Source organism: Rathayibacter agropyri (assembly GCF_013249015.1).
Taxonomy (GTDB): Bacteria; Actinomycetota; Actinomycetes; order Actinomycetales; family Microbacteriaceae; genus Rathayibacter; species Rathayibacter agropyri.
The window spans coordinates 191,653-213,489 of record NZ_JABRPL010000002.1; the positions used below are offsets into that span (position 1 = coordinate 191,653).

Genomic DNA, 21,837 nt, shown 5'->3' on the forward strand with positions numbered 1-21,837 from the left:
CGCCAGGCGGGCGCCCCCTCGACGCCACCAGCTCCGCCTGCGCAGCATGGGGTGACGGGCGGCGCCGATCGGCGCATGATGAACGGCATGGCAACGATGCATACCACTACCACTTTCGCCTACACCGCCAAGCTCCTCGACGGTCCGCTGGAGGGCAAGACCCTCCGCCGCTCTTACGGCGGTGACTCCGCTCCGGCCGCGCGACTCGAAATCGCAGGCGCCCGGAAGGGCTCTCACTATATCTACCTCCTTTCTGGCGGACTCGAGCACGACGAGGGCGCAGGGTCCCTGCCGACGGCAGCCGCGTACCGCTACCAGCGGCTCAGCTCCGTCTGATCGTCGATGCCGCTCCGTCCGCCTCCCGCGCAGGGGCGAACGGAGCGGCATCGACAACAGCGTTCTCGGACGTCATGAGGGCGGCGGTCCGGCCCTCGAGCGCGCCCTCAGCGGCCCGACCGCGACCTGCACAGACGCGACACTGCCCTCGAAGGTGCAGGTGAGCACGGAGGCTCCGCCCGCCGCCGCGACGCGCTCGGCCTCCGCACAGGGCTCCCCCGGCACCAGACCCGACCCAACGTCCGCGGCGGCGAGGGCCGACGCGTCCGCCGCTGCCACCGCGCGCTGATGCCCAACGACTACGCCACATCCGAGGAGCACCGCGGTCGTCACCAGGATCGTGCCCGTAACGACCGCGACCGCGACGATCGACGCCGATCCTTCCTCCTGGGTGGCACCACCGCGCATCAATACCATCACCGCCCACTCCCCAGCGCGCACGAGCGGAGGGAGACCGGCAGGACCAGCGCCGGGATCGGCTGCAGCGTGGCTCGAACGTCGACACAGACCAGCCCGTCCCGCTCCTCGGTCGACACCGAGGCCTGAGGTTGTGCGCGGGCGACCGGCGCTCGCGGATCGTCGCCCCGAGCGGCCGAGCGCGCCCCGTCGGCCGCCGCATTGATGAGCCGCACGTACTGCGCCGCGGAGGCCACCGAGCCCAGGCACAGTGCCAGCACCGCTACGACCGCTGGCAGCACCAGTGCAAGCTCGGCGGTAGCCGAGCCCTCCTCCTGCGCGAGTCGTCCGCGAAGGATTGCACCCGCCCTCATCCCGCTGCCGTGAGCGCTCGTGTGACCAAATCGGTCAGAATCCCCCGCACCTCGTCGCCCTTGAGGATCACTACCAGCAGTCCCGCGAAGCCGACCGCGGCCATCGTCGCAATTGCGTACTCCGCGGTCGCCGATCCCTCCTCGTCTCCCAGCACGCTCCCGCACGACCCCAAAGACCCGCTCCCGTCACCGTCCAGCCGCAAACTCTCGGACCATGGCTCCTTCTTCCTGCTGCCCCTACTGTGCATCGCGCTCTCGCCACTCATCATCTCGCTCCATTCCCGCCCCGTCTCGTGCCCCCTTCTCCGAGGATCGTGGACCGCCGGCGGCCGTGGGGCTCACACCTCCGATCAGTGGAGGCGTTGAGAATCCGGCCCCTGTGGAGGAGTAACCGCGGCCCTTTCACGTCGTCACCGAGAAGGTCGAGAGGAGCACCGACACCACCATCGGAGCAACCCCGAGCAGCAGGAATGCCGGGAGGACGCACACCCCCAGCGGCAGCATCAACGTCACCCCCAGCCGAGCCGCGCGCTCCCGCGCGACTGAGGCAGCGCGCGCCCGCACCAACGCCGCCTCACTGCGCACAAGGCGCCCCGCGGGCACCCCCGCCGCCATCGAGAGGGCCAGCACCGCCTCGCCATCGGCCAGTGCTTGCTCGCCCGTGCTGATCCCACATTCCGCCAGCGCCTCGATCACCCGGTGTCGAGCGGAGTCGATGGAGCCGCCTCCAGCCAGCGCGACCGCCAGCAGGTCGAGCGCGAGCCCGGGAGCAGGGTCGCCGGTGGACGCGGCCCGAACCAGCCGTCGGGTCCACGCATGGGCGGCCGCCATCAACCCCAGACCGCCCACGAGGCAGACGAGACCGGGAGCCGTGCCGACGAGCACTGCGAGGACGTCGAACCCGAGCAGAGCACCCAGCCCGATCGCCGCGACCGGGAGCGCGCTCACCACGCGTCCGGTCGCGGACGGACCGGCGAGCGCCACCTCGATGTCGCGTCGGGCCCGCGCCAGCTCTCTTAGCGACTCCGCCAGCGCGCTCAAAGCCGCCGCGACGGGAGCACCGGAGTCGGCCGCCACTCGCCAGCACGCAGCGAGCGCCGCCCACGCCGTCTCCTCCCCGGCATCGGTCGGCCCGCTGCGGCGCTTCGCGCTACCACCAGATGGACCTCCGCGACCCAGCACCGCAGGCCCCCGCGGCAGACGACGGCCTGCCGAGCGGGGCGCCCGTCGTGACGCCGGACGCCCCCGAAGCAACGCCACCGATACATCACCACCGCGAGCTGCCTCCTCCGCCACGGCACGCAACAGACGGCGCCGCCGGACAACCCCGCGCCCCGAGCCCTCCGCCGCCGCGAGATGACCCAGCGCGGATCCCGGAGCGATCCCCGCCGCGAGGAGCACCGCGAGCCGCTGTACGATCGCGGCGACCTCGTCAAGCCCGTCTCCGCCGCTCACCGGCCCGACCGCGATCGCGGCGGCAGCGCCCCCTCCTCGACGCGGAGCCGTCCTGCCGGATCGAGCGCGAAGACGCCCGACGCCGCGAGTCTGCGACGGCCGCCGCGCCGCTCCAGGTGCAGGACGAGATCGATCGCGCTCACTGTCTGCCTGGCGATCGCCTCCGGTCCCAGCCCGGCGAGCACCCCGAGTGCTTCGAGACGCGCGGGCACGTCCTCGAGCGAGTTCGCGTGCACTGTCCCGGCACCGCCGTCGTGCCCGGTGTTCAGCGCCGAGAGCAGCTCCCGCAGCTCGATGCCCCGGCACTCGCCGAGCACGAGGCGATCCGGCCGCATCCGTAGTGCCTCCCGTACTAGCCGATCGAGGCCGACCGCTCCCGCACCCTCCAGGTTCGGCTGCCGCGATTCGAGCGACACGACGTGCGGATGCGCCGGACGCAGCTCCCCGACGTCCTCGATCACCACGATCCGCTCGCAGGACGGGGCGGCGCTCAGGAGCGCACCGAGCAGCGTGGTCTTGCCCGATCCGCCGGCGCCGGTGATCAGGAGGTTCCAGCGCTCGCGCACCGCCCGCCGCAACAGCCGTACGTCGGGCGCGTCGAGCATCCCTGCGGCCTGGAGCTCGTCGAGCGTCCAGGAGTCCGCGCGCGGCACCCGCACCGAGATCAGAGCTCCGCCAGTGGCGACGGGTGGCAGCACCACATGGACCCGCACACCGTGTCGCAGCCGGACATCGACGCAGGGACTGGCCTCGTCGACGTGCCTTCCGCCAGCCGCGACGAGGGCGACGGCGAGGCGCCGCGCGCCCGCCGCATCGAGCGTCCACTCCGGCACCCTCTCCGCCCCTCCCCCGCGATCGACCCACAGGCCAGACTCGCCGTTGACGAAGAGATCCGTCACCGCCGGATCGGCCGCGTGGGGCGCGAGGAGGCCGAGGCCGACCGCTGCTGGACGCGCGGGCGTCGGGTCGCGGCGATGCTCGGGAGGAACGAGGGGCACGAAGTCAGGGCTCATCCCCGAACGCTAAAACTGCGACGGCTCAGGCGGTGGAGAGGAGGCGCATCTGTGGACAGAGCGGACAGGACGCGCCTGGGGAGGAATGACGAACGCCCCCGCGAGCCAGGCTCAAGCGGGGGCGTTCCTTCCGCCGGACAAGGCCTGGCGTGAAGAAGGGGGCGGCACCCATTGGGGGGAACAGGTGCCGCCTCGGCGGCGCTGGATTGGGGGGAATCACTTGCGCCGCTGAGCCGAAGTTCATTCGGCCGTATGCAACTCTAGGGGAAAGATCGCGAATCGCCAAGTCCGTCCTCCGTTCTCGGCTGACTCTTATCAGAAGCGCGCCGGGCACTCAGGTTCCGCGCCTGCGCCATCCGGCCTACACCGTCACCGCCCGGGCTGAGCGATACGGTGGTCCCAGCCGGCCGAGCGGGTCGGCGAACGTCGCACTCGCAAAGGAGCGAATCGCAGATGCCCACTTCCCTTGACGCCTCCGGCATCGGTTCGGCCATCGACAACCTGCTACACGAGACCCGCCGCTTCCCACCGCCCGCCGATGTCGCGAAAGACGCCGTGGCGACCGCCGCGCTCTACGACGAGGCCGCTGCCGACCGCCTCGCCTTCTGGGCGGCTCGTAGCCGAGAGCTTCTGCACTGGCACCGGCCCTTCACCAGAACCCTCGACTGGAGCGAGCCGCCGTTCGCGAAGTGGTTCGACGACGGCGAGCTGAACGTCGCCTACAACTGCCTCGACCGGCACGTGCTCGCCGGACAGGGCGACCGCGTCGCGATCCACTGGGAAGGCGAGCCTGGTGACTCCCGCTCGATCACCTACGCCGAGCTCACCGCCGACGTGAAGCGCGCCGCGAACCTCCTGACCAGCCTCGGTATCCGCCCGGGCGACCGGGTCGCGATCTACCTGCCGATGATCCCGGAGGCGGTCGTCGCGATGCTCGCCGTCGCCCGCCTCGGCGCCGTCCACTCGGTCGTCTTCGGCGGTTTCAGCGCCGAGAGCTTGCGGGCGCGCATCGACGACGCGGAGGCGACGCTCGTCATCACCGCGGACGGCGGCTGGCGCAAGGGCGCGGTCTCACCGCTGAAGCCCGCCGTCGACGCGGCGCTTGCCCTCGACGGCGAGTCCAGCGTGCGGCACGTTCTCGTGGTGCGCCGCGGCGGCAACGAGGTGGAGTGGCACGAGGGCCGCGACCTGTGGTGGCACGACGAGATCGTCGCGGTCGACGCCGACCACGTCGCGACGCCGTTCCCCGCCGAGCAGCCGTTGTTCATCCTGTATACCAGCGGCACCACCGGCAAGCCGAAGGGCATCCTGCACACCAGCGGCGGCTACCTCACTCAGGTGGCCTTCACACACCGGGCCGTGTTCGACCTGCGCCCCGAGACAGACGTCTACTGGTCGACGGCCGACGTCGGCTGGATCACCGGGCACAGCTACGTCGTTTACGGCCCACTCGCCAACGGCGCAACTCAGGTGATGTACGAGGGGACGCCCGACAGCCCACATCCGGGCCGCTGGTGGGAGATCGTCGAGAAGCATGGCGTGACGATCCTCTACGCGGCACCCACGGCGATCCGCTCGTTCATGAAGCTGGGCCGACAGATCCCGCAGCGTTACGACCTCTCGAGCCTGCGGCTGCTCGGCTCGGTCGGCGAGCCGATCAATCCCGAGGCTTGGATCTGGTACCGCGACGTCATCGGCGGCGGGCGCACCCCCATCGTCGACACCTGGTGGCAGACGGAGACCGGCGCGATGATGGTGTCACCGCTGCCGGACGTCACGACGCTGAAGCCTGGATCGGCGCAGGTTGCGCTACCCGGCATCTCGATCGACGTGGTCGATGACGACGGCACCCCGGTGGGCGCGGACGAGGGCGGACTCCTCGTGATCACCGAGCCGTGGCCGTCGATGCTGCGCGGCATCTGGGGCGACCCCGAGCGCTACGTCGAGACCTACTGGTCGAAGTTCGGCGACCGCTACTTCGCTGGAGACGGCGCCCGACGCGACCGCGACGGCGACCTCTGGCTGCTCGGGCGCGTGGACGACGTGATGAACGTCTCCGGTCACCGCCTCTCGACCGCCGAGATCGAGTCGGCCCTGGTCTCGCACCCGGTGGTCGCCGAGGCGGCGGTCGTCGGAGCCGCGGACGAGACGACCGGCCAGGCCGTCGTCGCGTTCGTTATCGCCAAGGCCAGCCAGGCGGAGGCGCTCGCGAGCGGGCACGACGAGCTGGCCGCGACGCTGAAGGCGCACGTGGCCGAGCACATTGGTGCGATCGCCCGCCCGAAGCGCGTCATCGTGGTGCAGGAACTGCCCAAGACCCGCTCCGGCAAGATCATGCGGCGGCTGCTCCGTGACGTGGCGGAGGGACGCGCCGTGGGTGACACGACGACCCTCGCCGACACCCAGGTGATGGCCGCCATCACCGCCGCCATCACCGCTGAGTAACCGGAGCCGAGCCCTCCTCCGCGAAATGTCGCGAAGTGCGCTGGAACGGACGAGAGAGCGGTTTCCGGACGAGATGCAGCGCCGCGGCAGCGCATCTCGTCCGGAAGCCCGCATCTCGCGACATTTCGCGAGAGCAAGACAGGTCAGGCGAACGCGACAATTAGCTCGACTTCGACCGGCGCCCCGAGCGGCAGCTCGGCCACGCCCACGGCCGAGCGGGCGTGGCGACCCGCCTCCCCGAAGACGTCGGCCAGCAGCTCCGATGCGCCGTTGATCACGCCCGGCTGTCCCGTGAATCCGGAGGCAGAAGCGACGAAACCGGTCAGCTTCACGATCCGCGTCACGCGGTCCAGCGACCCGATCACCTCGGCGACCGCCGCCAGCGCGTTCAGCGCGCAGACTCGCGCGAGGTCCTTCGCCGCCTCGGCCGTCACCTCCGCTCCGACCTTGCCCACAAGCGGCAGCGCGCCGTCAACGAACGGGATCTGCCCCGCCGTGTAAACGAGCGACCCGTTCACGACTGCGGGCACGTAGGCACCGGCGGGCACCGCCACTGCGGGCAGCTCGACACCGAGCTCAGCCAGCCGCTCGGCGATCACGCGTCGGCCTCGGCGACGGGACGCTTGAGATAGGCGACCAGCCCGCCCTCGGGCCCGGTGACGACCTGGACGAGTTCCCAGCCCTCCGAGCCCCAGGTGTTCAGGATGGCCGTGGTGGTGTGGATCATCAGCGGGGTGGTGACGTACTCCCAGCGCGGGACGGACATGGCTCTCCTCGGGTGCGGCCGGTGCGGGACGACTGCTGAGCGCCGCGCGTCGGCGGGATGAGCGCCACGGCTCGTCCGAGCGCGGCGACTACGCTGATTCTATGTCGGGGCGGGACGGGACCAGAGTCGTGAGGACCATCGGAGGCGCCGTCGGCGGCCTCATCGGCATCGTCGCCATGAGCGTCGTCGCGGGGGTCCTGGTGGCCGCCTCGGTAACGCCCGCCATCGCGCTGAGCGGCATGGCGGCCGGCAACGCGGTCGAGATGTTCGACAATCTCCCCGAGTACCTCGAGATCGGCACGCTCGCCGAGAAGAGCAACGTCTACGCCAAGGACTCCTCCGGCGGCGACGTGCTGCTCGCCTCCTTCTATGCGCAGAACCGCGTCGAGGTCGGCTGGGAGGAGATCTCGCCGTTCGTGAAGGACGCCGTGGTCGCCTCCGAGGACCCGCGCTTCTACGAGCACGGCGGGATCGACCTGCTCGGCACCGTGCGCGCCGCGGCGACCACGGCGATGGGCGGGGAGGTACAGGGCGGCTCCTCCATCACGCAGCAGTACGTCAAGAACGTGCTCGTACAGAAGGCAGAGGCACTGAGCGATCCGATCGAGCGCAACGCGGCCTACCGCGAAGCGACCGAGACCACTCCGGAGCGCAAGATCGCCGAGATGCGCCTCGCGATCGGCCTCGAGAAGGAGTACCCGAAGAATGACATCCTGCTCGGCTACCTCAATATCGCCCTCTTCGGCGGCACGGTGTACGGCATCGAGGCGGCCGCCCGCTACTACTTCGGCATCAGCGCGAAGGACCTCTCGCTCGCTCAGTCGGCGGCGCTCGTCGCGATCGTCAACAATCCCGAGAAGTTCCGCTTCGACCATCCCGACGACCCGGCAAACCCCGCGTCCGACGGCTACCCGCAGACCCTGGACCGGCGCAACTACATCCTCGGCCGGATGGACCTCGAGTCGAAGGTGACCCCCGAGCAGGCGCAGGCGGCCGCTGCAGAGCCCGTCATCCCCGCGATCACCGAGCCCAGTACCGGCTGCCACACCGCCGGGGCCGCCGCCTTCTTTTGCGACTACGTCACCTGGGTGATCAAGAACGACGACGCATTCGGCGCGAGCCAGGACGAACGCGACGCCACCTTCAAGCGTGGCGGATACCAGATTTACACGACCCTCGACTCCGAGCTCCAGCAGGCGGCCGTCTCTGCCACGAACGACTGGGTGCCGAAGTCGATGGCGAACGTCAACATCGGCAGCGCCAGCGTCTCGGTCGAGGTCGGCACAGGCCGCGTCCTCGCGATGACGCAAAACAAGGACTACTCGAACGACCCGTCCGTGACGGGCGCACATGTCACGAGCGTCAACTACAACACCGACTTCGGCTACGGCGGCTCGTCCGGCTTCCAGGTCGGCTCGACCTACAAGGTGTTCACCTTGGCGGAGTGGTTGCAGGAAGGGCGCGCTCTGGGCGAGAGCGTCGACGGCACGCGGCGTGCGTATACGACATTTCGCGACAGTTGCGAGGCCGACGGCGTCTACACCGGCGCAGAGCCGTGGAACCCGGGCAACGACGAGGGCGGCAACGGAGGCGTCACCACGGCACTCCGGGCGACCACCGGCTCCATCAACACCTCCTTCGCTGCGATGGCACAGCAGCTCGATCTCTGCGGCATCCGCAACACTGCACTGGCGATGGGCGTGCACCGCGCCGACGGCACTGAATTGCAGCGGATCGCTCCGACCATCCTCGGCACGAACGAGATCGCACCGCTGACGATGGCGACCGCGTTCGCCGGCTTCGCGAACACGGGCACGGTCTGCACGCCGATCGCGATCGACCGCATCGTCGACCGCTCGGGCGCCGACATCGCCCCACCCGCCTCCGAGTGCACTCAAGGACTGTCCGAGGAGGTCGCCGCGACGGCCGGCTACGCCCTCCAGCAGGTCGTGACCGGCGGTACCGGCGCGCCCTCGGATCCGAAGAACGGCATCCCCCACATGGGCAAGACAGGCACCACCGACGATGCGCTGCACACCTGGATGGTCGGCGCCAGCACCGAGGTCGCGACGGCGACCTGGGTGGGCAACGTCAGCGGCTTCACCTCGATGCGTAGCTTTACGCTCGACGGCGTGAATGCGGGTCAGGTGCGCCATCAGATCTGGCCGCGGATCATGCGGGTTGCCGACGCGAAGTACGGCGGGTCCGCGTTCCCGACCCCGTCGCGCTCACTCACCGAGGCGCCGCAGGAGGCGGTGCCGCAGGTGACGGGGCAGAGTCCCGACGCGGCCACCGCTCGTCTGCGGTCGGCCGGATTTACGGTCAGGATCGACGGCAGTCCGATCCCTTCCGACCGGCCAGCCGGTTCAGTCGCGCAGACGAACCCTCCCGCCGGCTCGCGGGCCGCGAAGGGTGCTCAGATCACGCTGCAACTCAGCGCCGGACGAGGCAACCCTCCGCCGGAAGACTGACCGGACACGGTCTGGCACAAGCGTCCGGCAGAATGAACGCGGTCGTGTTCACGGCCGTCGCGCGAGAGAAGGATCCATGACTGGACGCAGCAGACGCCCCCTCACCATCGCCCTCGCGACGGTCGCCGCGGTCGGAACCGCAGCCGCGGCGTGGGGCATCGGTGTGGAGCGGACGCTCTTCACCGTCCGTCGGACCACCTTCCCCGTCCTGCCTGCGGGCGCCGAGCCCGTACGCATCCTGCACGTGTCCGACCTGCACATGGCGCCCTGGCAGACGAAGAAGCAGGACTGGATCCGCTCGCTGCTTGCTCTCGCGCCGGACATCGTGATCGACACGGGCGACAACCTGGGGCACCGTGACGGCATCCTCGGTATCCGCCGCGCACTCGAGCCCTTCGCGGGCATCCCCGGCGCCTTCGTCAACGGTTCCAACGACTACTTCCGCCCCCGAGTGAAGAATCCGTTGCGCTACTTCCGCAGTCCCTCGGTCCTTCCGGAGTCCCGCGAGCCCGATCTCGACGTCGAGGGCCTCCTGGGCTTCTTCACCGGCGGGCTGGGCTGGGGCGATCTGAACAATCGTGCCGAGAGCGTCACGGTCAAGGGCAGCCGCATCGAGTTCTTCGGCGTCGACGACCCGCACGTCGGGCTGGATCGGATCGACCTGGTCGCCGGTGCCGTCGATGACCTGCGGGCGGCGGCGGACGGAGCGGCGGATGTCAGTATCGGCGTCGCCCACGCGCCCTACCAGCGAATTCTCGATGATTTCGTCGCCCGCGGGGCGGACGTGGTCCTCGCCGGACACACACACGGCGGACAGGTCCGCGTCCCCGGCTTCGGAGCGCTCGTCACCAACTGCGACATCCCCCGTGACAAGGTGGCCGGCTCGACGACCTGGGACACCGGGCTGCGCCGCTCCTACCTCAACGTCTCGGCGGGAGTCGGCACCTCGATCTTCGCTCCCGTGCGTTTCGCCTGCCGGCCCGAGGTGACCCTGGTGACGCTGACGCCCTCGGTCTGACGAGGGTCGTCAGACACAGTCCCTGAAATCGGCTACTATTGCTGAGGCTCGTGCACGGTTATCTGTCATGAGTACACCGGGGTGTGGCGCAGCTTGGTAGCGCGCCTCGTTCGGGACGAGGAGGTCGTGGGTTCGAATCCCGCTACCCCGACCGGTGAGAAGCCCGGCCAGGATCAACGATCCGGCCGGGCTTCGTCGTTGTCGACGGCCACGTCGATTCCGAGGGCCACGTTGTTCGAGAACCTTTCGGGCAGGAACGCTACTCATCAGAAAATTGCGCCTTCGGATGCTCTTACCCGCGAATTCCCATCCGGTCCCAGCCGACGCGGGCGACACTTAAGTTCCACCGCGGTCGTCCCCCGTCCGTCGCGCCTGAGAGGAGCACCGTGGCCCGGTCACTGACCCGCCTCACATTCGCGCTGGGTGCGCCTTACATCGTCACCCTCGCGCTTATCGCGTTCTGGCCGTCCCCGGTCGACACCGCCGTCCGCGGCGACCTCGGCCGGATGACCGCGTGGTTCGCCCGTCACGGGCTACCCGTCATCGACTACGCCCTGATTGAGGCAGGAGCGAACGTGGTCCTCTTCATCCCCCTGGGGCTGCTCCTGGCTCTGCATCTGCGACCGGGGTTCGCGTGGGTCGCCATCGCGGTGGGAGCGCTCACGAGCTGCCTCATCGAACTCGGGCAGCTCCTCTTCCTCTCCGCCCGCTTCGCGACCCTTGAGGACGTAGCAGCGAACACCGGCGGCGCCGCCCTCGGTGCCCTCGTCGGGGGTCTGCTGCGCGAGCTTCTCCTGGCTCGCCAACGACGGAGGGCTGCGGAGTGGAACGACGCCTTCGCGCACATTCCCCTCCGCGGCACCTCCGGCGTCGTCGCGGATCAGCCGGCCGGCGGGCGCTGATCCGACAGTAGATCGCTCAGGCTCACCGGCGGTTGGACTGATTTTCTCAGCGGCCGAGGCCGCGGTACTCCCAGCCGGCCGCACGCCACGCGGCGGGGTCGAGGCAATTGCGTCCATCGACGATGAATCGGTTGCCGACCCGCGCGCCGACGGCGACCGGATCGAGGTCGCGGAAGTGCTTCCATTCGGTCACGACCACGACTGCGTCTGCGCCCTCGAGCGCCTCGTCCACGTCGGTCGTATAGGCAATGTCGGGGTAGCGGCGCCGCGAGTTCTCGATTGCCTCGGGATCGGTCGCGACAACGATGGCGCCGAGCTCGTGGAAGCGGGCAGCGACGTCGAGGGACGGCGAATCGCGGATGTCATCCGACTCGGGCTTGAAGGCGAGGCCGAGAACGGCGATACGGCGGCCCTCGACCGAGCCGCCAAGTCCCTCCGCGACCAGGTCGACGACGCGCTGACGGCGGCGCAGATTGATCTTGTCGACCTCCTTGAGGAACGCGACCGACTCGCCGACGCCCAGCTCATCGGCACGGGCTGAGAAGGCGCGAATGTCCTTCGGTAGGCACCCCCCACCGAAGCCGATGCCCGCGTTGAGGAAGCGGCGTCCGATGCGCACGTCGTAGCCGATGGCATCGGCGAGCTGCGTGACGTCCGCGCCGGTCACCTCGGCGATCTCAGCGATCGCATTAATGAACGAGATCTTGGTCGCGAGGAACGCATTGGCCGAGACCTTGACCAGCTCGGCGGTGGCGTAGTCGGTCACGACGAGGGGCGTGTCGGCGGCCAGCGCAGTCGCGTAAACCTCGTCGAGGGTCGCCTTCGCCCTCTGTCCGGCCTCGCCCTCCGGAACGCCGTACACGAGGCGGTCGGGGCTGATCGTGTCCTGGACGGCGAAGCCCTCGCGCAGGAACTCAGGGTTCCACGCGAGCGTTGCACCGGACGGGGCAATCCGCTCGGCGAGGCGCGTCGCGGTGCCGACCGGAACGGTCGACTTGCCGACAATAAGAGAGCCCGCTTGAAGGTAGGGAAGCAGTCCGTCGATCGCGGCGTCGACGTAGGTCATGTCGGCCGCGTTCTCACCGGGCTTCTGCGGGGTGCCGACGGCGATGAAGTGCACGGCGGCACCGACGGCATCCGCCGTGTCCGTCGAGAAGCGCAGGCGGCCTGAGGCGACGCCGGACGCCAGCAGTTCGGGCAGGCCGGGCTCGAAGAACGGAGCAATGCCGGCGGAGAGGGCATCGATCTTCTTTTGGTCCACGTCGATACCGATGACGTCGTGGCCGAGTTCGGCCATCGCGGCAGCATGGACGGCACCGAGGTAGCCGCAGCCAATGACAGAAAGCTTCACAGGGGGTCTCCGAATCGTGGCAGGTTCGTGTCGCGGTCGCGACGGTGAGGAGGAGCAGGCGATGCGGCGACCGGCCGACGCGCATCACCGCGCGACTATCGCCGCGCCAATGCTCTCAGATCACGGGAGACGTCGGCGACCGCGGCGGCGATCTGCGCGGCGACGCGCTCGTGCGTGGCCTCGCTGCGGCCGATCGGATCATCGACGTCATCACCGGTCTCGCTCCGTGGTGCCCGGCCGCGATGAGCGGCAGCGAGACGCACCGCGGCACGCAGCCGCGCTGCCGGATCCTCGAGAGTCGGAAGCGGCACTTCGCGGAGAACGAATGGCAGGACCCGGGCGAACTCGAGCAGCGTGAAGCCGCGGAGCAGCAACGACGGGAAACGACGCGATGCATCGATCAGGTGATCGCGCGTCATCGTGAGCATCAGGTCGGCCTCGCCGACGAGAGCGTCACTCAGCACGGCGCTCGAGTGGGTCGATGGATCACCACCGTGCTGCGCTGAGAACCGCGCCGAGACCGGATCCATCGGGTAGCCGTCGCGAGTCGCCACTCCGGCGCTCGTGAAGGCGAACAGGGGTGTACCCGCGGCAGATGTCACATCGGCGAGCGAGGCACGCAGGAGCTGCTCTGCCATCGGCGATCGGCAAATGTTCCCGGTGCACACCGACAGCACAGTGAACACCGGCGCGACGGAGCCGGCCGCTGATTCATCCGGCCGCCAACCTCGACGGGCGCGCCGGGACGGATCGTCTCCCGGAAAGGTCATCGTGTGCTGCTCACACGGACGTCGGGGCGGGCTCGGCGGTCGCGTCCGGGCGGGCGCCCGAGCGAGTGGAGCCGTAGTAGCTGGTGTAGTAGTACCCGTAGCCGCGGCCGACCTGCCCGCGCGGCGGGACGCGGTTGAGGATGACACCGAGCGTGTGGCCGCTCACACGCTCAAGGTTCTGGATTGCCTTGCCTAGTTCGTCGGTCGTGGTTTTACCCGCCGAAATGACGACGAGCGCGCCGTCGGTTCGCGCTGTCAGGATCGCGCCGTCAGTGACGGGCAGCAACGGCGGCGCGTCCACGATGACGATCGCTTCCCTGGCGATCTCGTGAAGCAGAATGTCCATCCCGTTGGACCCGAGGAGTTCGGACGGGTTGGGCGGGAGGGATCCTGCGCCAAGGATCCAGAGGTTGCCAGACGGACCCCAGGGCTGGAGCACGTCCTGGAGCTCGGCCTTGCCGATCAACAGGTCTGTGAGGCCAACGCCGGGGACGAGGCCGAACGACTTGGCTACCGTGGGCTTTCGCAGATCGCCATCGACGACGACGGTGCGCTGTCCGGATGCGGCGAGTGTCACTGCGAGGTTGGCCGTCACGGTCGATTTGCCATCGGAGGGCAGCGGGCTCGTCACGACGATGATCCGCGGCGGGCTGTCGATATTCATGAACTGGAGGTTCGTTCGCAGCTCGCGGAGCGACTCTGCCAGCGCATGCTTGCCGTCGGCCGCTACGTAATCGGTCGTGTCGGCCTCGGGGACGATGCGGTTGGTCTCGCTCAGCCGCTTGTCGATGGGCAGGGTACCCACGACGGGGAGATCGAACAGTCGCTCGACCATCTCAGCGGTACGGATGCGCCGGTCGAGCGTGTTGCGGACGAACGCGTAGACGAGCCCGATGATGAGCCCTGCGAGCGCACCGATCGTGAGAAAAAGCCGGGTATTCGGGAATGCCGGCGAGGTGGGCAGTGCGGCCGTCTGAAGGACGGTAAGAGTGACGCTGTCGCCTACGCCCGTCTCCTGGTTGACCTGCTTTACCTTCGTTGCGATCGCGCCAACCCAGGCGTCCGCAAGCTTCTGCGCGCCCTCGGGCGTCGAGGCCGTGGCGCTGACCTTGAGGACGGGAGCGAGCGTGTCCGGCTCGACCTGGATGGCCGAACTCAGCGCAGCTGGCGAGATGCTGAGCCCGAGGTTGTCAATGACAATTTGAGCTACGTCGCGCGATGTGGCAATCGGCACGTAAGTGGCCAGGCTCGACTTAGCGACACCCTGAGCGATCTGCTGCGTGTAGATCGCCTGGCTGGGATCGGAGCTACCTCCAGTGGCTACCGACACGAGACCCTGCGAGTCGGCGACGAACTTCTTGGACTGCAGGGACGCCCAACCGAATGCGACGAGGGTACCGAGGAGGATCGCCGCGACGATCGGAAGCCAGTGGTCGCGAAGGAGCCGGACGACGTCTCGTAGTTCCACTGAGTCAAGTTCCTTCGCTCTTCGAGATCACGCGGCGCAAACCGGCGACGGGTGCTGTCGAATTGTGGCACAGCGCCTCCGTGCCACCAACGCCAGGCGCATCATGCGTGCCACCCGTCGGGGGTAGGCGGATGCGGAAGTGTTCTCGCGACCACCCCGAGGTCCTCGAGTTCGCTGAGAGCCACCTCGATCGCTTTCCTGGCGTCGATCCCTGCAGGCGGTTCCCCCACCTCGGCCAGCACCGCGGTGACCAAGTCGTCCAACCCCGGTCCCCGCTCGGCGAGACGCCAGATCACGGGGCCGATGCCCGACAAGCGCACAAGGGTGTCGACGCAGAAGAGCAGGAGCTGCCCGTCGGGGAGCAGGACCGCGTCGTCAGCGGGGGTCCGGAGAATGGCTCCGGGAGGCGCGTCACCGACTGCTTCGAGCGACACCGGGACCACCTCGTTCCACACTGGCGGGGCTACGGCGCCGAGTTTGGCGAACGTCTCCTCCACCAGTCGGACGACGCTCCCGGCCTCTGAGTAGATGAGGCGCCGGACCCCGCCGAGCGCGGTCAGAGTGCGAACGAGATCGGTGATCGGGCGGGGCCGCGCCGACAGGTAGGAGGTCTGGGGCACGAGGTCCTCGATCGCGTCGACCGGGTCGACGTGCTCGAGACGCGGCGCCTCCAAGCAGTCGCGGCGCTCAAGCAGGATCACCCCGGCGAGCGTGAGGTGCGCGTTGGGCACCGGTCGGAGACCGAGCGCGTCGGGCGCCAGCTGAGCCTTGGGAGCTGAGCCGGTGAGCGGCTTCACCGAGAGCGGCTTCGGATAGGCCAGCACGCGGCCCTCGGGAGTCACTGCCACGGTCTCGTCCGTGACGTAGCCAAAGCGGGCGCCGAGCGCGCGGGCAATCGTCGTCTTGCCGGTACCGGAGGCGGCGACGAACGCCAGCACGCGACCGGATTCGTCGGCGACCCCGCACGCGTGCAACATCAACAGCTCGTGTCGGCGCGCGCCGATCGCCTCCACTGTGAGGGTCGAGGTGAGCGTCTCCTCGAGTTGGGCGAGGGTGGTGGTCGAGACCTGCACCGTTTCGCCGTCCGTTGGAGAGGCGATCGCAGCGACCTCGGCGAGGACATCGCGAGCCGCGCTGTCGGACTCAGCCGCGCAGGACGACCAGCTGCTGGCGATCCTGGCTGCGTCGTCAGCGGTGACACCCTGGCCGAAGGTGACGCGAAACGGCGTCTCGAGTACCGACACCGACATGATTTTGGGCGCTGCCGCCCTCACGCCGGCGATCAGTACGCCCCGTCCCGCGCGAGCACAGCGCGCGCCGTCTTGAAAAGAATGACAATATCGCCGGTCATCGACCAGTTCTCCACGTAGTAAAGGTCCAAGCGTACGGTGTCCTCCCAAGACAGGTTTGAGCGTCCGCTGACCTGCCAGAGCCCGGTGATGCCCGGCTTCATCAGGAAGCGGCGGTGCACGTGCTCCTCATACTGCTCGACTTCGCGCGCCAACGGCGGGCGAGGGCCGATCAGCGACATGTCGCCGCGGAAGACGTTGAGGAATTGGGGTAACTCGTCGAGGCTAAAGCGGCGAAGGACCGCGCCGACGCGCGTGACCCGCGGGTCCCTTGCCATCTTGAACAGGATCGAGTTGCCCTCAGCCCGCTGCTGCGACTCCAGAGCAGCAAGACGCGCCTCGGCATCGACGACCATCGAGCGGAACTTGAGCATTTCGAAGGTCGCACCGTTGAGCCCGATCCGCTCCTGCCGGAACAGGACGGGACCGTTGCTGGTCACCCTGACCAGAACCGCGACAGCCACGAGAACGGGCGCGCTGACGATGATGAGCATCGTCGAGGCGAGGATGTCGAACAGCCGCTTCGCGAAGCGCTGTCGACCGTCGAAACGCGGCGTCTCAACGTGGATCAGCGGAAGGCCGGCCACGGGGCGGGTGTGGATGCGCGGACCGCCGATATCGGTGAGGCTCGGAGCCACGACCAGGTGCTCACGCCCGGGCTCGAGGGTCCAGCTGAGCTCGCGGATGCGCTGTGGTGCGAGCTCGTCCGAGCTGGTCACCACGACGGTGTCCGCTTCGGTCGCGTCCATCACCCTGCGGACGCCGTCCACCCCGGTGAAGCCGTGGACCGCGAGGCCGGAGAGTTCTTCCTCGTCCTGCAACGCCTCCGCACCGCCGACCGAGGTCGAGATGGCGCCGACCAGTTTGTAGCCGGCCTCTGTGCCTCGACGCAGCTCGCGGGCCGTGTGTAGCACGCTCGCGCGGGAGCCCAGCAACACGACCTGACTGGAGAAACGGCCGGAACGGCGCTGGCGGGTCAACCATGACCGCCAGAACAAGCGTCCTGCGCAAATCAGGATGATGCCGGCGGGGAACGCCGTAATGATGTACCCGCGCGCCAGCAAGATCTGAAGGAGGTAGGCGATGATCGCCACGATCCCGAACAGCCAGATCGACGAGTCGACGACCCTGCGGTACTCGACGTAGCCCGTGCCAACGATGCGCCGGTCGCGGCTGTCGAAGACCTGTAGCGCGACCAGCCAGCCCAGCGAGAGCACGATCGAGACCCACGTGTAGCTAATCGCGATGTCTGCGGGGTTCGTGAAACCGACGCCGGAGTTGAGATCGAGGTCGAACCAATAGAGCTGAGTGCCGAACACGGAAACGACGATTGCTACCACGTCCGAGATCAGCAGACGTCGACGGTAGTCCTGCTCCCACGGCGGGCGGCGTCTCGGCGTGGTTCCCTGCGCCGTCATCGATTCTCCCGACCTTTCCTGCTGCTCCGAAAGGCGGAGTTCCGTTTCCGGTGAAGTCACGTCGCCAGGCTACCCACTTCGTCGTTTCCAATGGGTATCGAGGTCCCAACGGATCTTCCTGCGGTCATCCGCGGAGCCGTCCGCGACTCTCCTGGAGGTAACACGCGCCACACAGAGACTCGTAAGTCACCGCCGCTCCGTCGATCGCGAGCTGATCGCCATCGAAGACGAAGCGCCCGCCGATCACGCGCCCGTTGAAGATTGCTTTGCGCCCGCAACGACAGATGGTCTTCAACTCCTCGAGGCTGTGCGCGATCTCGAGGAGTCGCCGACTGCCCGGGAAGGCCGCTGTGCGGAAGTCTGTGCGGATGCCGTAGGCGAGAACCGGGACGTTCTCGAGGATGGCGATTCGGAGCAGGTCATCGACGTGCGACTCCGGCAGGAACTGCGCCTCGTCGACGAGCAGAGCGCTGACGTCGCGCGCAGTCCTGGCGAGCACCTGAGCGCGAGCGGCGGCGAAGACAGCAACCGGATCGCCGCCGGGCTCGAACAGGATGTCCACGGCACGGGACACGCCGAGGCGCGAAACGATCAGATCGTCGCCCTTGGTGTCGACCGCCGGCTTGGCGAGCAGCACCTGGTGACCGCGCTCCTCATAGTTGTGCGCGGCCTGGAGGAGAGACGTACTCTTCCCGCTGTTCATTGCGCCGTAACGGAAGTAGAGCTTCGCCATCAGGTCTCCTTGGGGCGGGTGCGGCGGTGGCCCCGGTTCGAGGCAGCGATCACTCGAGAAACCCGTCCTCGCCGGCGCGTCGGATGAGGTCTATGCGCCGACTCGCAGATCGACCGACCTCTCTGTACTTTCGGCGCACTCGCCGCAGATAGGTCTTCGCGGTCTCGAACCGCACGTTCATCGACGCCGCCACCTCGGGCGTGCTCGATCCCGACGCGTAGAGCCTCAGCGCCTCGAGTTCCCCGGCGCTCAGCCGTGGCCGCCGGATCCCGGCGACTCCCGACGGAAGCGGCCGCCACTGAGCCGCCGAGACATCCGCCGAGCGCATCTCGAGGGCGGCCCGAGTCTCCTCCAGCAGGACGCGCGTCGGCCGGGACGCGCAGAAGTGGCGCACGGCGCCCGCCTGGAGAACCCGCTGCTGGATCGCACGGTCCTCGCTCGAGGAGAGGACGATGACCGCGGCACCCGCTGCGCGGCAGGTGCGGACGCGCGCCTCAAGAGAGATCGGCTCGTTGAGCTCGAGCTTCATGATGACAACCTGGGTGGGGAAGGCCTCGCTCGTGATGAGTTCCAGCCAGCTACTGGCGCTGACCGCGAGCTCGAAATCCGGGGCGTGTTCGTCGATCCAGCCGCCCCTCTCGGCGAGGATGCCCTTGTGAGCATCGAGGAGACCGAGCCGCACCCGCGACCTGATTGCATCGTCGGAACTCCGAGTCGAGGAGCCGCCAGACGGCGCTCCGGAGCGGGTGACCATGCGGACGATCCTAGCCGCGGCACGATGGATGGCCGGCTCAAAACAGCGTCGGCCGGCCGACACCGGGCAGGATCGCGGCGCGCTCGGGGCCAAGCTCGCCCACGAGCAGGCCGTCGCGCTGAAGGGTGCGCCGCTGGCCGCCGAGCGTACGCAAGGTGCCCAGCGAGCCGAGTGCGGAGGAGCGGACTGAGCCGGTGGCCGGGTCCTCCTCGCCGCGCTCAAGCCGATGATCGCGCAGAAGAGGTCGGATGCGCGCGGACAGCCAGCGGCGGTACTCCAGTGGCGCGTAGGCGGCGCGGCCGGGGTAGAGCGAACGGTAGCGGTCGAGCAACTCCGGGTGCTCCTGCGAGAGCCAGTGCAGGAACCACTCCTTCACTCCGGGCTTGAGGTACAGGGTCGAATACATGATGGTGCTCGCGCCGGCCTCGCGGCAGGCGCGCAGCGACGCGTCGAGATGCGCCCGGGTATCGGTGAGGAACGGCAGGATCGGCATCAGAAACACCGAGCAGTCGAACCCCGCCTCGCGCGCCGCGGTGACCGTCGCCAGGCGAGCCGCCGCGCTCGGCGCTCCCGGCTCGACGGAGCGCTGCAACTCCTCGTCGTACACCGCGATCGAGACTCCGAGATCGACCGGGACGTGCTCCGCCGCTTCGCGCAGCAGCGGCAGGTCGCGCCGCAGCAGCGATCCCTTGGTAAGGATCGAGATCGGCGTGCCTGAGGCGGCCAACGCGGCGATGATGCCCGGCATCAGCCGGTAGCGGCCCTCGGCCCGCTGATACGGGTCGGTGTTCGTGCCGAGGGCGACGGGATGCCGCTCCCAGCTCGGGCGGGCCAACTCGCGGGTGAGGACCTCTGCGACGTTGACCTTCACGACGATCTGCGAGTCGAAATCGCGACCGCCGTCGAACTCGAGGTACTCGTGGGTGGGCCGGGCGAAGCAGTAGGTGCAGGCGTGGGTGCAGCCGCGCATCGGGTTGATGCTCCAGCCGAAGGGCATCTGTGACGACGTGTGCACCTTGTTGAGCGCTGACTTCGCCAGCACTTCATAGAAGGTGACGCCATCGAACTCCGGGGTGCGCACCGTCCGGACGAGATCGGTGAGCTTGACGAGCCCGGGCAGCGCAGCCTCATCCGCCGCACCAATCGACTGTCCGTTCCATCTCATGCAGCTATTAGAACATATGTTCGAACAGCTGGCGGATCGGGACGCTGCTCGAGCTAAACCGAAGCCGAAAGTTCCAGCGTCTCGGCGGTCGCCGTGACCGTCCGCTCCGCCTTCTCGGGCGCGTCGTTCAGCGTCGAGCCGTAGCTCGGTACGAGCGCGCGGATCCGGGGCTCCCAGGCGCTCATCCGCTCCGGAAAGCACTTCTGCACGATGTCGAGCATGATGGGCACCGCGGTCGAGGCGCCGGGCGAGGCGCCAAGAAGACCGGCGATCGTGCCCTCTCCCCCGGTAATGACTTCGGTACCGAACTGCAGCACTCCGCCCTTCTTGTCGTCCTTCTTCATCACCTGAACGCGCTGGCCAGCCGTAATGAGGTACCAGTCCTCGTCGCGGGCGGTGGGCAGGAATTCGCGTAGCGCCTTCATTTTCTTGCCACGACCGGCGAGGACCTCGCCGATCAGGTACTTCATCAGGTCGAGGTTGTCGCGAGCTACGGCAAGCATCGGACCGATGTTGTGCGGACGGATGGAGAGCGGAAGGTCGAGCCACGAGCCGCGCTTGAGGAACTTGGGGGTGAAGCCGGCATAGGGGCCGAAGAGGAGGGAGGACTCGCCGTCGACAACGCGCGCGTCGAGGTGTGGCACCGACATCGGAGGCGCGCCGACCGCGGCCTTGCCGTACACCTTCGCCCTGTGCCGGGCGACCAGCTCGGGATTGTCGGTCCGGAGGAACTGACCCGAGATCGGAAAGCCGCCAAAGCCCTTGATCTCGGGGATGCCGGACTTCTGCAGGAGGTGCAGCGCGCCTCCGCCGGCACCGACGAAGACGAAGCGCGCTGTAACGCGCTTCGGGGTGCCTCCAACCGCCTGCTTGAGATCGAGACGCCAGGTGCCGTCCTTCTGCCGCGCGATGCTGGTCACCTCGTGGCCGGTGTCGAGAGTGCCGCCGCGCGCGACCACGTGGTCAAACAACTGATGGGTGAGCGAGCCGAAGTCGACGTCGGTGCCGGCTGGCATGCGGGTCGCCGCGTAGGGGCCGCCGCCGGCCGGACGCTTCTCCATCAGCAGCGGCGCCCACTCGTGGATGGTCTTGGTGCTCTCGGTGAACTCTATGCCGGCGAACAGCGGCTGGTCCTTGAGCGCCTGATAGCGCTTGCGGAGATACTCGACGTTCGCCTCGCCATGCACGAAGGTCATGTGTGGGGCGGGAGTGATGAAACTGGACGGCTCGCGGATGTCGCCCGACTCGACCAGGCTCGACCAGAACTGGCGCGAGATCTGGAACTGCTCGTTGATCTGGATCGCCTTGGCCGGGTCGACGGAACCGTCGGCCGCCTCGGGCATGTAGTTGAGTTCGCAGAGGGCCGCGTGCCCGGTACCCGCGTTGTTCCAGGGGTTCGACGACTCCTGAGCCACGTCGCCGAGGCGCTCGTATGCCGCGATCGTCCAGTCGGGCTGCAGCTGAGTGATCAGTGCGCCGAGAGTGGCGCTCATGATGCCCCCACCGATGAGGGCGACGTCGACCGGTTCCGAGGAGTTCACGAGAGTCGAGTTTACCGTCGCTCCGGCGCACAACGGCCGGAAGGAGGCGCGCTCCCCCATCAAATTCGTGGCTTTTCCACTTCGGAGGGGCCGGCGTGCTCGGCCTCGGCCC

The 21,837-nt window shown here is 68.5% G+C and carries 21 protein-coding genes and 1 tRNA gene; 6 read left to right on the forward strand and 16 right to left on the reverse strand.

Annotated elements, in window-relative coordinates; all coding sequences use genetic code 11:
- The first annotated feature begins 87 nt into the window (after positions 1-87).
- Positions 88-336, forward strand: coding sequence for a hypothetical protein (locus HRF29_RS06470; RefSeq protein ID WP_246226801.1), 249 nt, complete (start codon positions 88-90; stop codon positions 334-336).
- A 72-nt stretch (positions 337-408) separates the two neighbouring features.
- Here the strand turns inward: HRF29_RS06470 and HRF29_RS06475 are convergent, their stop codons facing one another.
- From HRF29_RS06475 to HRF29_RS06495, 5 genes are all read right to left on the reverse strand, one after another.
- On the reverse strand, positions 409-753 hold the full coding sequence (locus HRF29_RS06475; RefSeq protein WP_246226802.1) for an Rv3654c family TadE-like protein: 345 nt from the start codon (positions 751-753) through the stop codon (positions 409-411).
- A complete protein-coding gene (locus HRF29_RS06480; protein ID WP_173246532.1) occupies positions 753-1,106 on the reverse strand; it encodes a TadE family type IV pilus minor pilin in 354 nt (117 codons plus the stop codon). The genes HRF29_RS06475 and HRF29_RS06480 overlap by 1 nt, the downstream gene beginning before the upstream one ends.
- Positions 1,103-1,303, reverse strand: a complete 201-nt coding sequence (locus tag HRF29_RS06485) for a DUF4244 domain-containing protein (RefSeq protein WP_246226851.1) — start codon at positions 1,301-1,303, stop codon at positions 1,103-1,105. The genes HRF29_RS06480 and HRF29_RS06485 overlap by 4 nt, the downstream gene beginning before the upstream one ends.
- Positions 1,304-1,508: 205 nt before the next feature.
- Positions 1,509-2,561 carry a type II secretion system F family protein gene (locus HRF29_RS06490; protein ID WP_173246535.1) on the reverse strand — a complete coding sequence of 351 codons (1,053 nt, stop codon included), beginning with the start codon at positions 2,559-2,561 and terminating at the stop codon, positions 1,509-1,511.
- Complete coding sequence (locus tag HRF29_RS06495; RefSeq protein ID WP_173246538.1) at positions 2,558-3,574, reverse strand: TadA family conjugal transfer-associated ATPase; 1,017 nt, start codon at positions 3,572-3,574, stop codon at positions 2,558-2,560. Before HRF29_RS06495 ends, HRF29_RS06490 begins: the two co-directional genes overlap by 4 nt.
- Before the next feature lie 480 nt (positions 3,575-4,054).
- Here HRF29_RS06495 and acs point away from each other — a divergent pair, with 480 nt between their 5' ends.
- Entirely contained in the window at positions 4,055-6,019 is a 1,965-nt protein-coding gene (acs, locus tag HRF29_RS06500; RefSeq protein ID WP_173247665.1) for an acetate--CoA ligase, read from the forward strand.
- A 143-nt stretch (positions 6,020-6,162) separates the two neighbouring features.
- On the opposite strand, the gene HRF29_RS06505 is transcribed toward acs, so the two are convergent.
- Together HRF29_RS06505 and sp36 are read right to left on the reverse strand one after the other, a co-directional pair.
- Entirely contained in the window at positions 6,163-6,618 is a 456-nt protein-coding gene (locus HRF29_RS06505; protein ID WP_343043673.1) for a RidA family protein, read from the reverse strand.
- On the reverse strand, positions 6,615-6,785 hold the full coding sequence (gene sp36, locus HRF29_RS06510; RefSeq protein ID WP_173246541.1) for a Sp36 family protein: 171 nt from the start codon (positions 6,783-6,785) through the stop codon (positions 6,615-6,617). The genes HRF29_RS06505 and sp36 overlap by 4 nt, the downstream gene beginning before the upstream one ends.
- Before the next feature lie 101 nt (positions 6,786-6,886).
- Between sp36 and HRF29_RS06515 the strand changes: the two genes are divergently transcribed.
- From HRF29_RS06515 to HRF29_RS06530, 4 genes are all read left to right on the forward strand, one after another.
- Positions 6,887-9,256, forward strand: a complete 2,370-nt coding sequence (locus HRF29_RS06515) for a penicillin-binding protein (protein WP_222929609.1) — start codon at positions 6,887-6,889, stop codon at positions 9,254-9,256.
- 76 nt (positions 9,257-9,332) lie between these two features.
- On the forward strand, positions 9,333-10,274 hold the full coding sequence (locus HRF29_RS06520) for a metallophosphoesterase (RefSeq protein WP_173246547.1): 942 nt from the start codon (positions 9,333-9,335) through the stop codon (positions 10,272-10,274).
- A 77-nt stretch (positions 10,275-10,351) separates the two neighbouring features.
- Positions 10,352-10,425: transfer RNA gene (locus HRF29_RS06525), tRNA-Pro, on the forward strand.
- A 235-nt stretch (positions 10,426-10,660) separates the two neighbouring features.
- On the forward strand, positions 10,661-11,176 hold the full coding sequence (locus HRF29_RS06530) for a VanZ family protein (RefSeq protein ID WP_173246550.1): 516 nt from the start codon (positions 10,661-10,663) through the stop codon (positions 11,174-11,176).
- A gap of 46 nt (positions 11,177-11,222) precedes the next feature.
- Here the strand turns inward: HRF29_RS06530 and HRF29_RS06535 are convergent, their stop codons facing one another.
- From HRF29_RS06535 to HRF29_RS06575, 9 genes are all read right to left on the reverse strand, one after another.
- Positions 11,223-12,527: a nucleotide sugar dehydrogenase gene (locus tag HRF29_RS06535; protein WP_173246554.1), complete on the reverse strand. Its 1,305-nt coding sequence runs from the start codon at positions 12,525-12,527 to the stop codon at positions 11,223-11,225.
- A gap of 95 nt (positions 12,528-12,622) precedes the next feature.
- Complete coding sequence (locus HRF29_RS06540) at positions 12,623-13,297, reverse strand: arsenate reductase/protein-tyrosine-phosphatase family protein (RefSeq protein ID WP_281357280.1); 675 nt, start codon at positions 13,295-13,297, stop codon at positions 12,623-12,625.
- Positions 13,298-13,307: 10 nt separating this feature from the next.
- Positions 13,308-14,765 (reverse strand): polysaccharide biosynthesis tyrosine autokinase, encoded by a 1,458-nt coding sequence (locus HRF29_RS15295; protein WP_173246560.1) that lies wholly within the window; start codon positions 14,763-14,765, stop codon positions 13,308-13,310.
- A gap of 101 nt (positions 14,766-14,866) precedes the next feature.
- Entirely contained in the window at positions 14,867-16,009 is a 1,143-nt protein-coding gene (locus HRF29_RS06550; RefSeq protein WP_173246563.1) for an ATP-binding protein, read from the reverse strand.
- 38 nt (positions 16,010-16,047) lie between these two features.
- Positions 16,048-17,592 carry a sugar transferase gene (locus tag HRF29_RS06555; protein ID WP_343043674.1) on the reverse strand — a complete coding sequence of 515 codons (1,545 nt, stop codon included), beginning with the start codon at positions 17,590-17,592 and terminating at the stop codon, positions 16,048-16,050.
- Between the two features lie 64 nt (positions 17,593-17,656).
- Entirely contained in the window at positions 17,657-18,265 is a 609-nt protein-coding gene (locus HRF29_RS06560; protein WP_173246566.1) for a thymidine kinase, read from the reverse strand.
- A 49-nt stretch (positions 18,266-18,314) separates the two neighbouring features.
- Positions 18,315-19,019 carry a response regulator transcription factor gene (locus HRF29_RS06565; protein ID WP_187698296.1) on the reverse strand — a complete coding sequence of 235 codons (705 nt, stop codon included), beginning with the start codon at positions 19,017-19,019 and terminating at the stop codon, positions 18,315-18,317.
- A 37-nt stretch (positions 19,020-19,056) separates the two neighbouring features.
- The gene (locus tag HRF29_RS06570; protein WP_173246568.1) at positions 19,057-20,184 is read right to left on the reverse strand and encodes an Rv2578c family radical SAM protein; all 1,128 of its coding nucleotides are present in this window, start codon (positions 20,182-20,184) and stop codon (positions 19,057-19,059) included.
- Positions 20,185-20,237: 53 nt separating this feature from the next.
- Positions 20,238-21,785 carry a malate:quinone oxidoreductase gene (locus HRF29_RS06575; RefSeq protein WP_173246571.1) on the reverse strand — a complete coding sequence of 516 codons (1,548 nt, stop codon included), beginning with the start codon at positions 21,783-21,785 and terminating at the stop codon, positions 20,238-20,240.
- Between the last annotated feature and the right edge of the window lie 52 nt (positions 21,786-21,837).

Bases quoted from the DNA above. Each gene is read 5' to 3' on its own strand.
- HRF29_RS06470 (WP_246226801.1), top strand. From the start codon at position 88: ATGGCAACGATGCATACCACTACCACTTTCGCCTACACCGCCAAGCTC.
- HRF29_RS06475 (WP_246226802.1), bottom strand. From the start codon at position 753: ATGGTATTGATGCGCGGTGGTGCCACCCAGGAGGAAGGATCGGCGTCG.
- HRF29_RS06480 (WP_173246532.1), bottom strand. From the start codon at position 1,106: ATGAGGGCGGGTGCAATCCTTCGCGGACGACTCGCGCAGGAGGAGGGC.
- HRF29_RS06495 (WP_173246538.1), bottom strand. From the start codon at position 3,574: ATGAGCCCTGACTTCGTGCCCCTCGTTCCTCCCGAGCATCGCCGCGAC.
- sp36 (WP_173246541.1), bottom strand. From the start codon at position 6,785: ATGTCCGTCCCGCGCTGGGAGTACGTCACCACCCCGCTGATGATCCAC.
- HRF29_RS06515 (WP_222929609.1), top strand. From the start codon at position 6,887: ATGTCGGGGCGGGACGGGACCAGAGTCGTGAGGACCATCGGAGGCGCC.
- HRF29_RS06520 (WP_173246547.1), top strand. From the start codon at position 9,333: ATGACTGGACGCAGCAGACGCCCCCTCACCATCGCCCTCGCGACGGTC.
- HRF29_RS06540 (WP_281357280.1), bottom strand. From the start codon at position 13,297: ATGACCTTTCCGGGAGACGATCCGTCCCGGCGCGCCCGTCGAGGTTGG.
- HRF29_RS06560 (WP_173246566.1), bottom strand. From the start codon at position 18,265: ATGGCGAAGCTCTACTTCCGTTACGGCGCAATGAACAGCGGGAAGAGT.
- HRF29_RS06565 (WP_187698296.1), bottom strand. From the start codon at position 19,019: ATGGTCACCCGCTCCGGAGCGCCGTCTGGCGGCTCCTCGACTCGGAGT.
- HRF29_RS06570 (WP_173246568.1), bottom strand. From the start codon at position 20,184: ATGAGATGGAACGGACAGTCGATTGGTGCGGCGGATGAGGCTGCGCTG.
- HRF29_RS06575 (WP_173246571.1), bottom strand. From the start codon at position 21,785: ATGGGGGAGCGCGCCTCCTTCCGGCCGTTGTGCGCCGGAGCGACGGTA.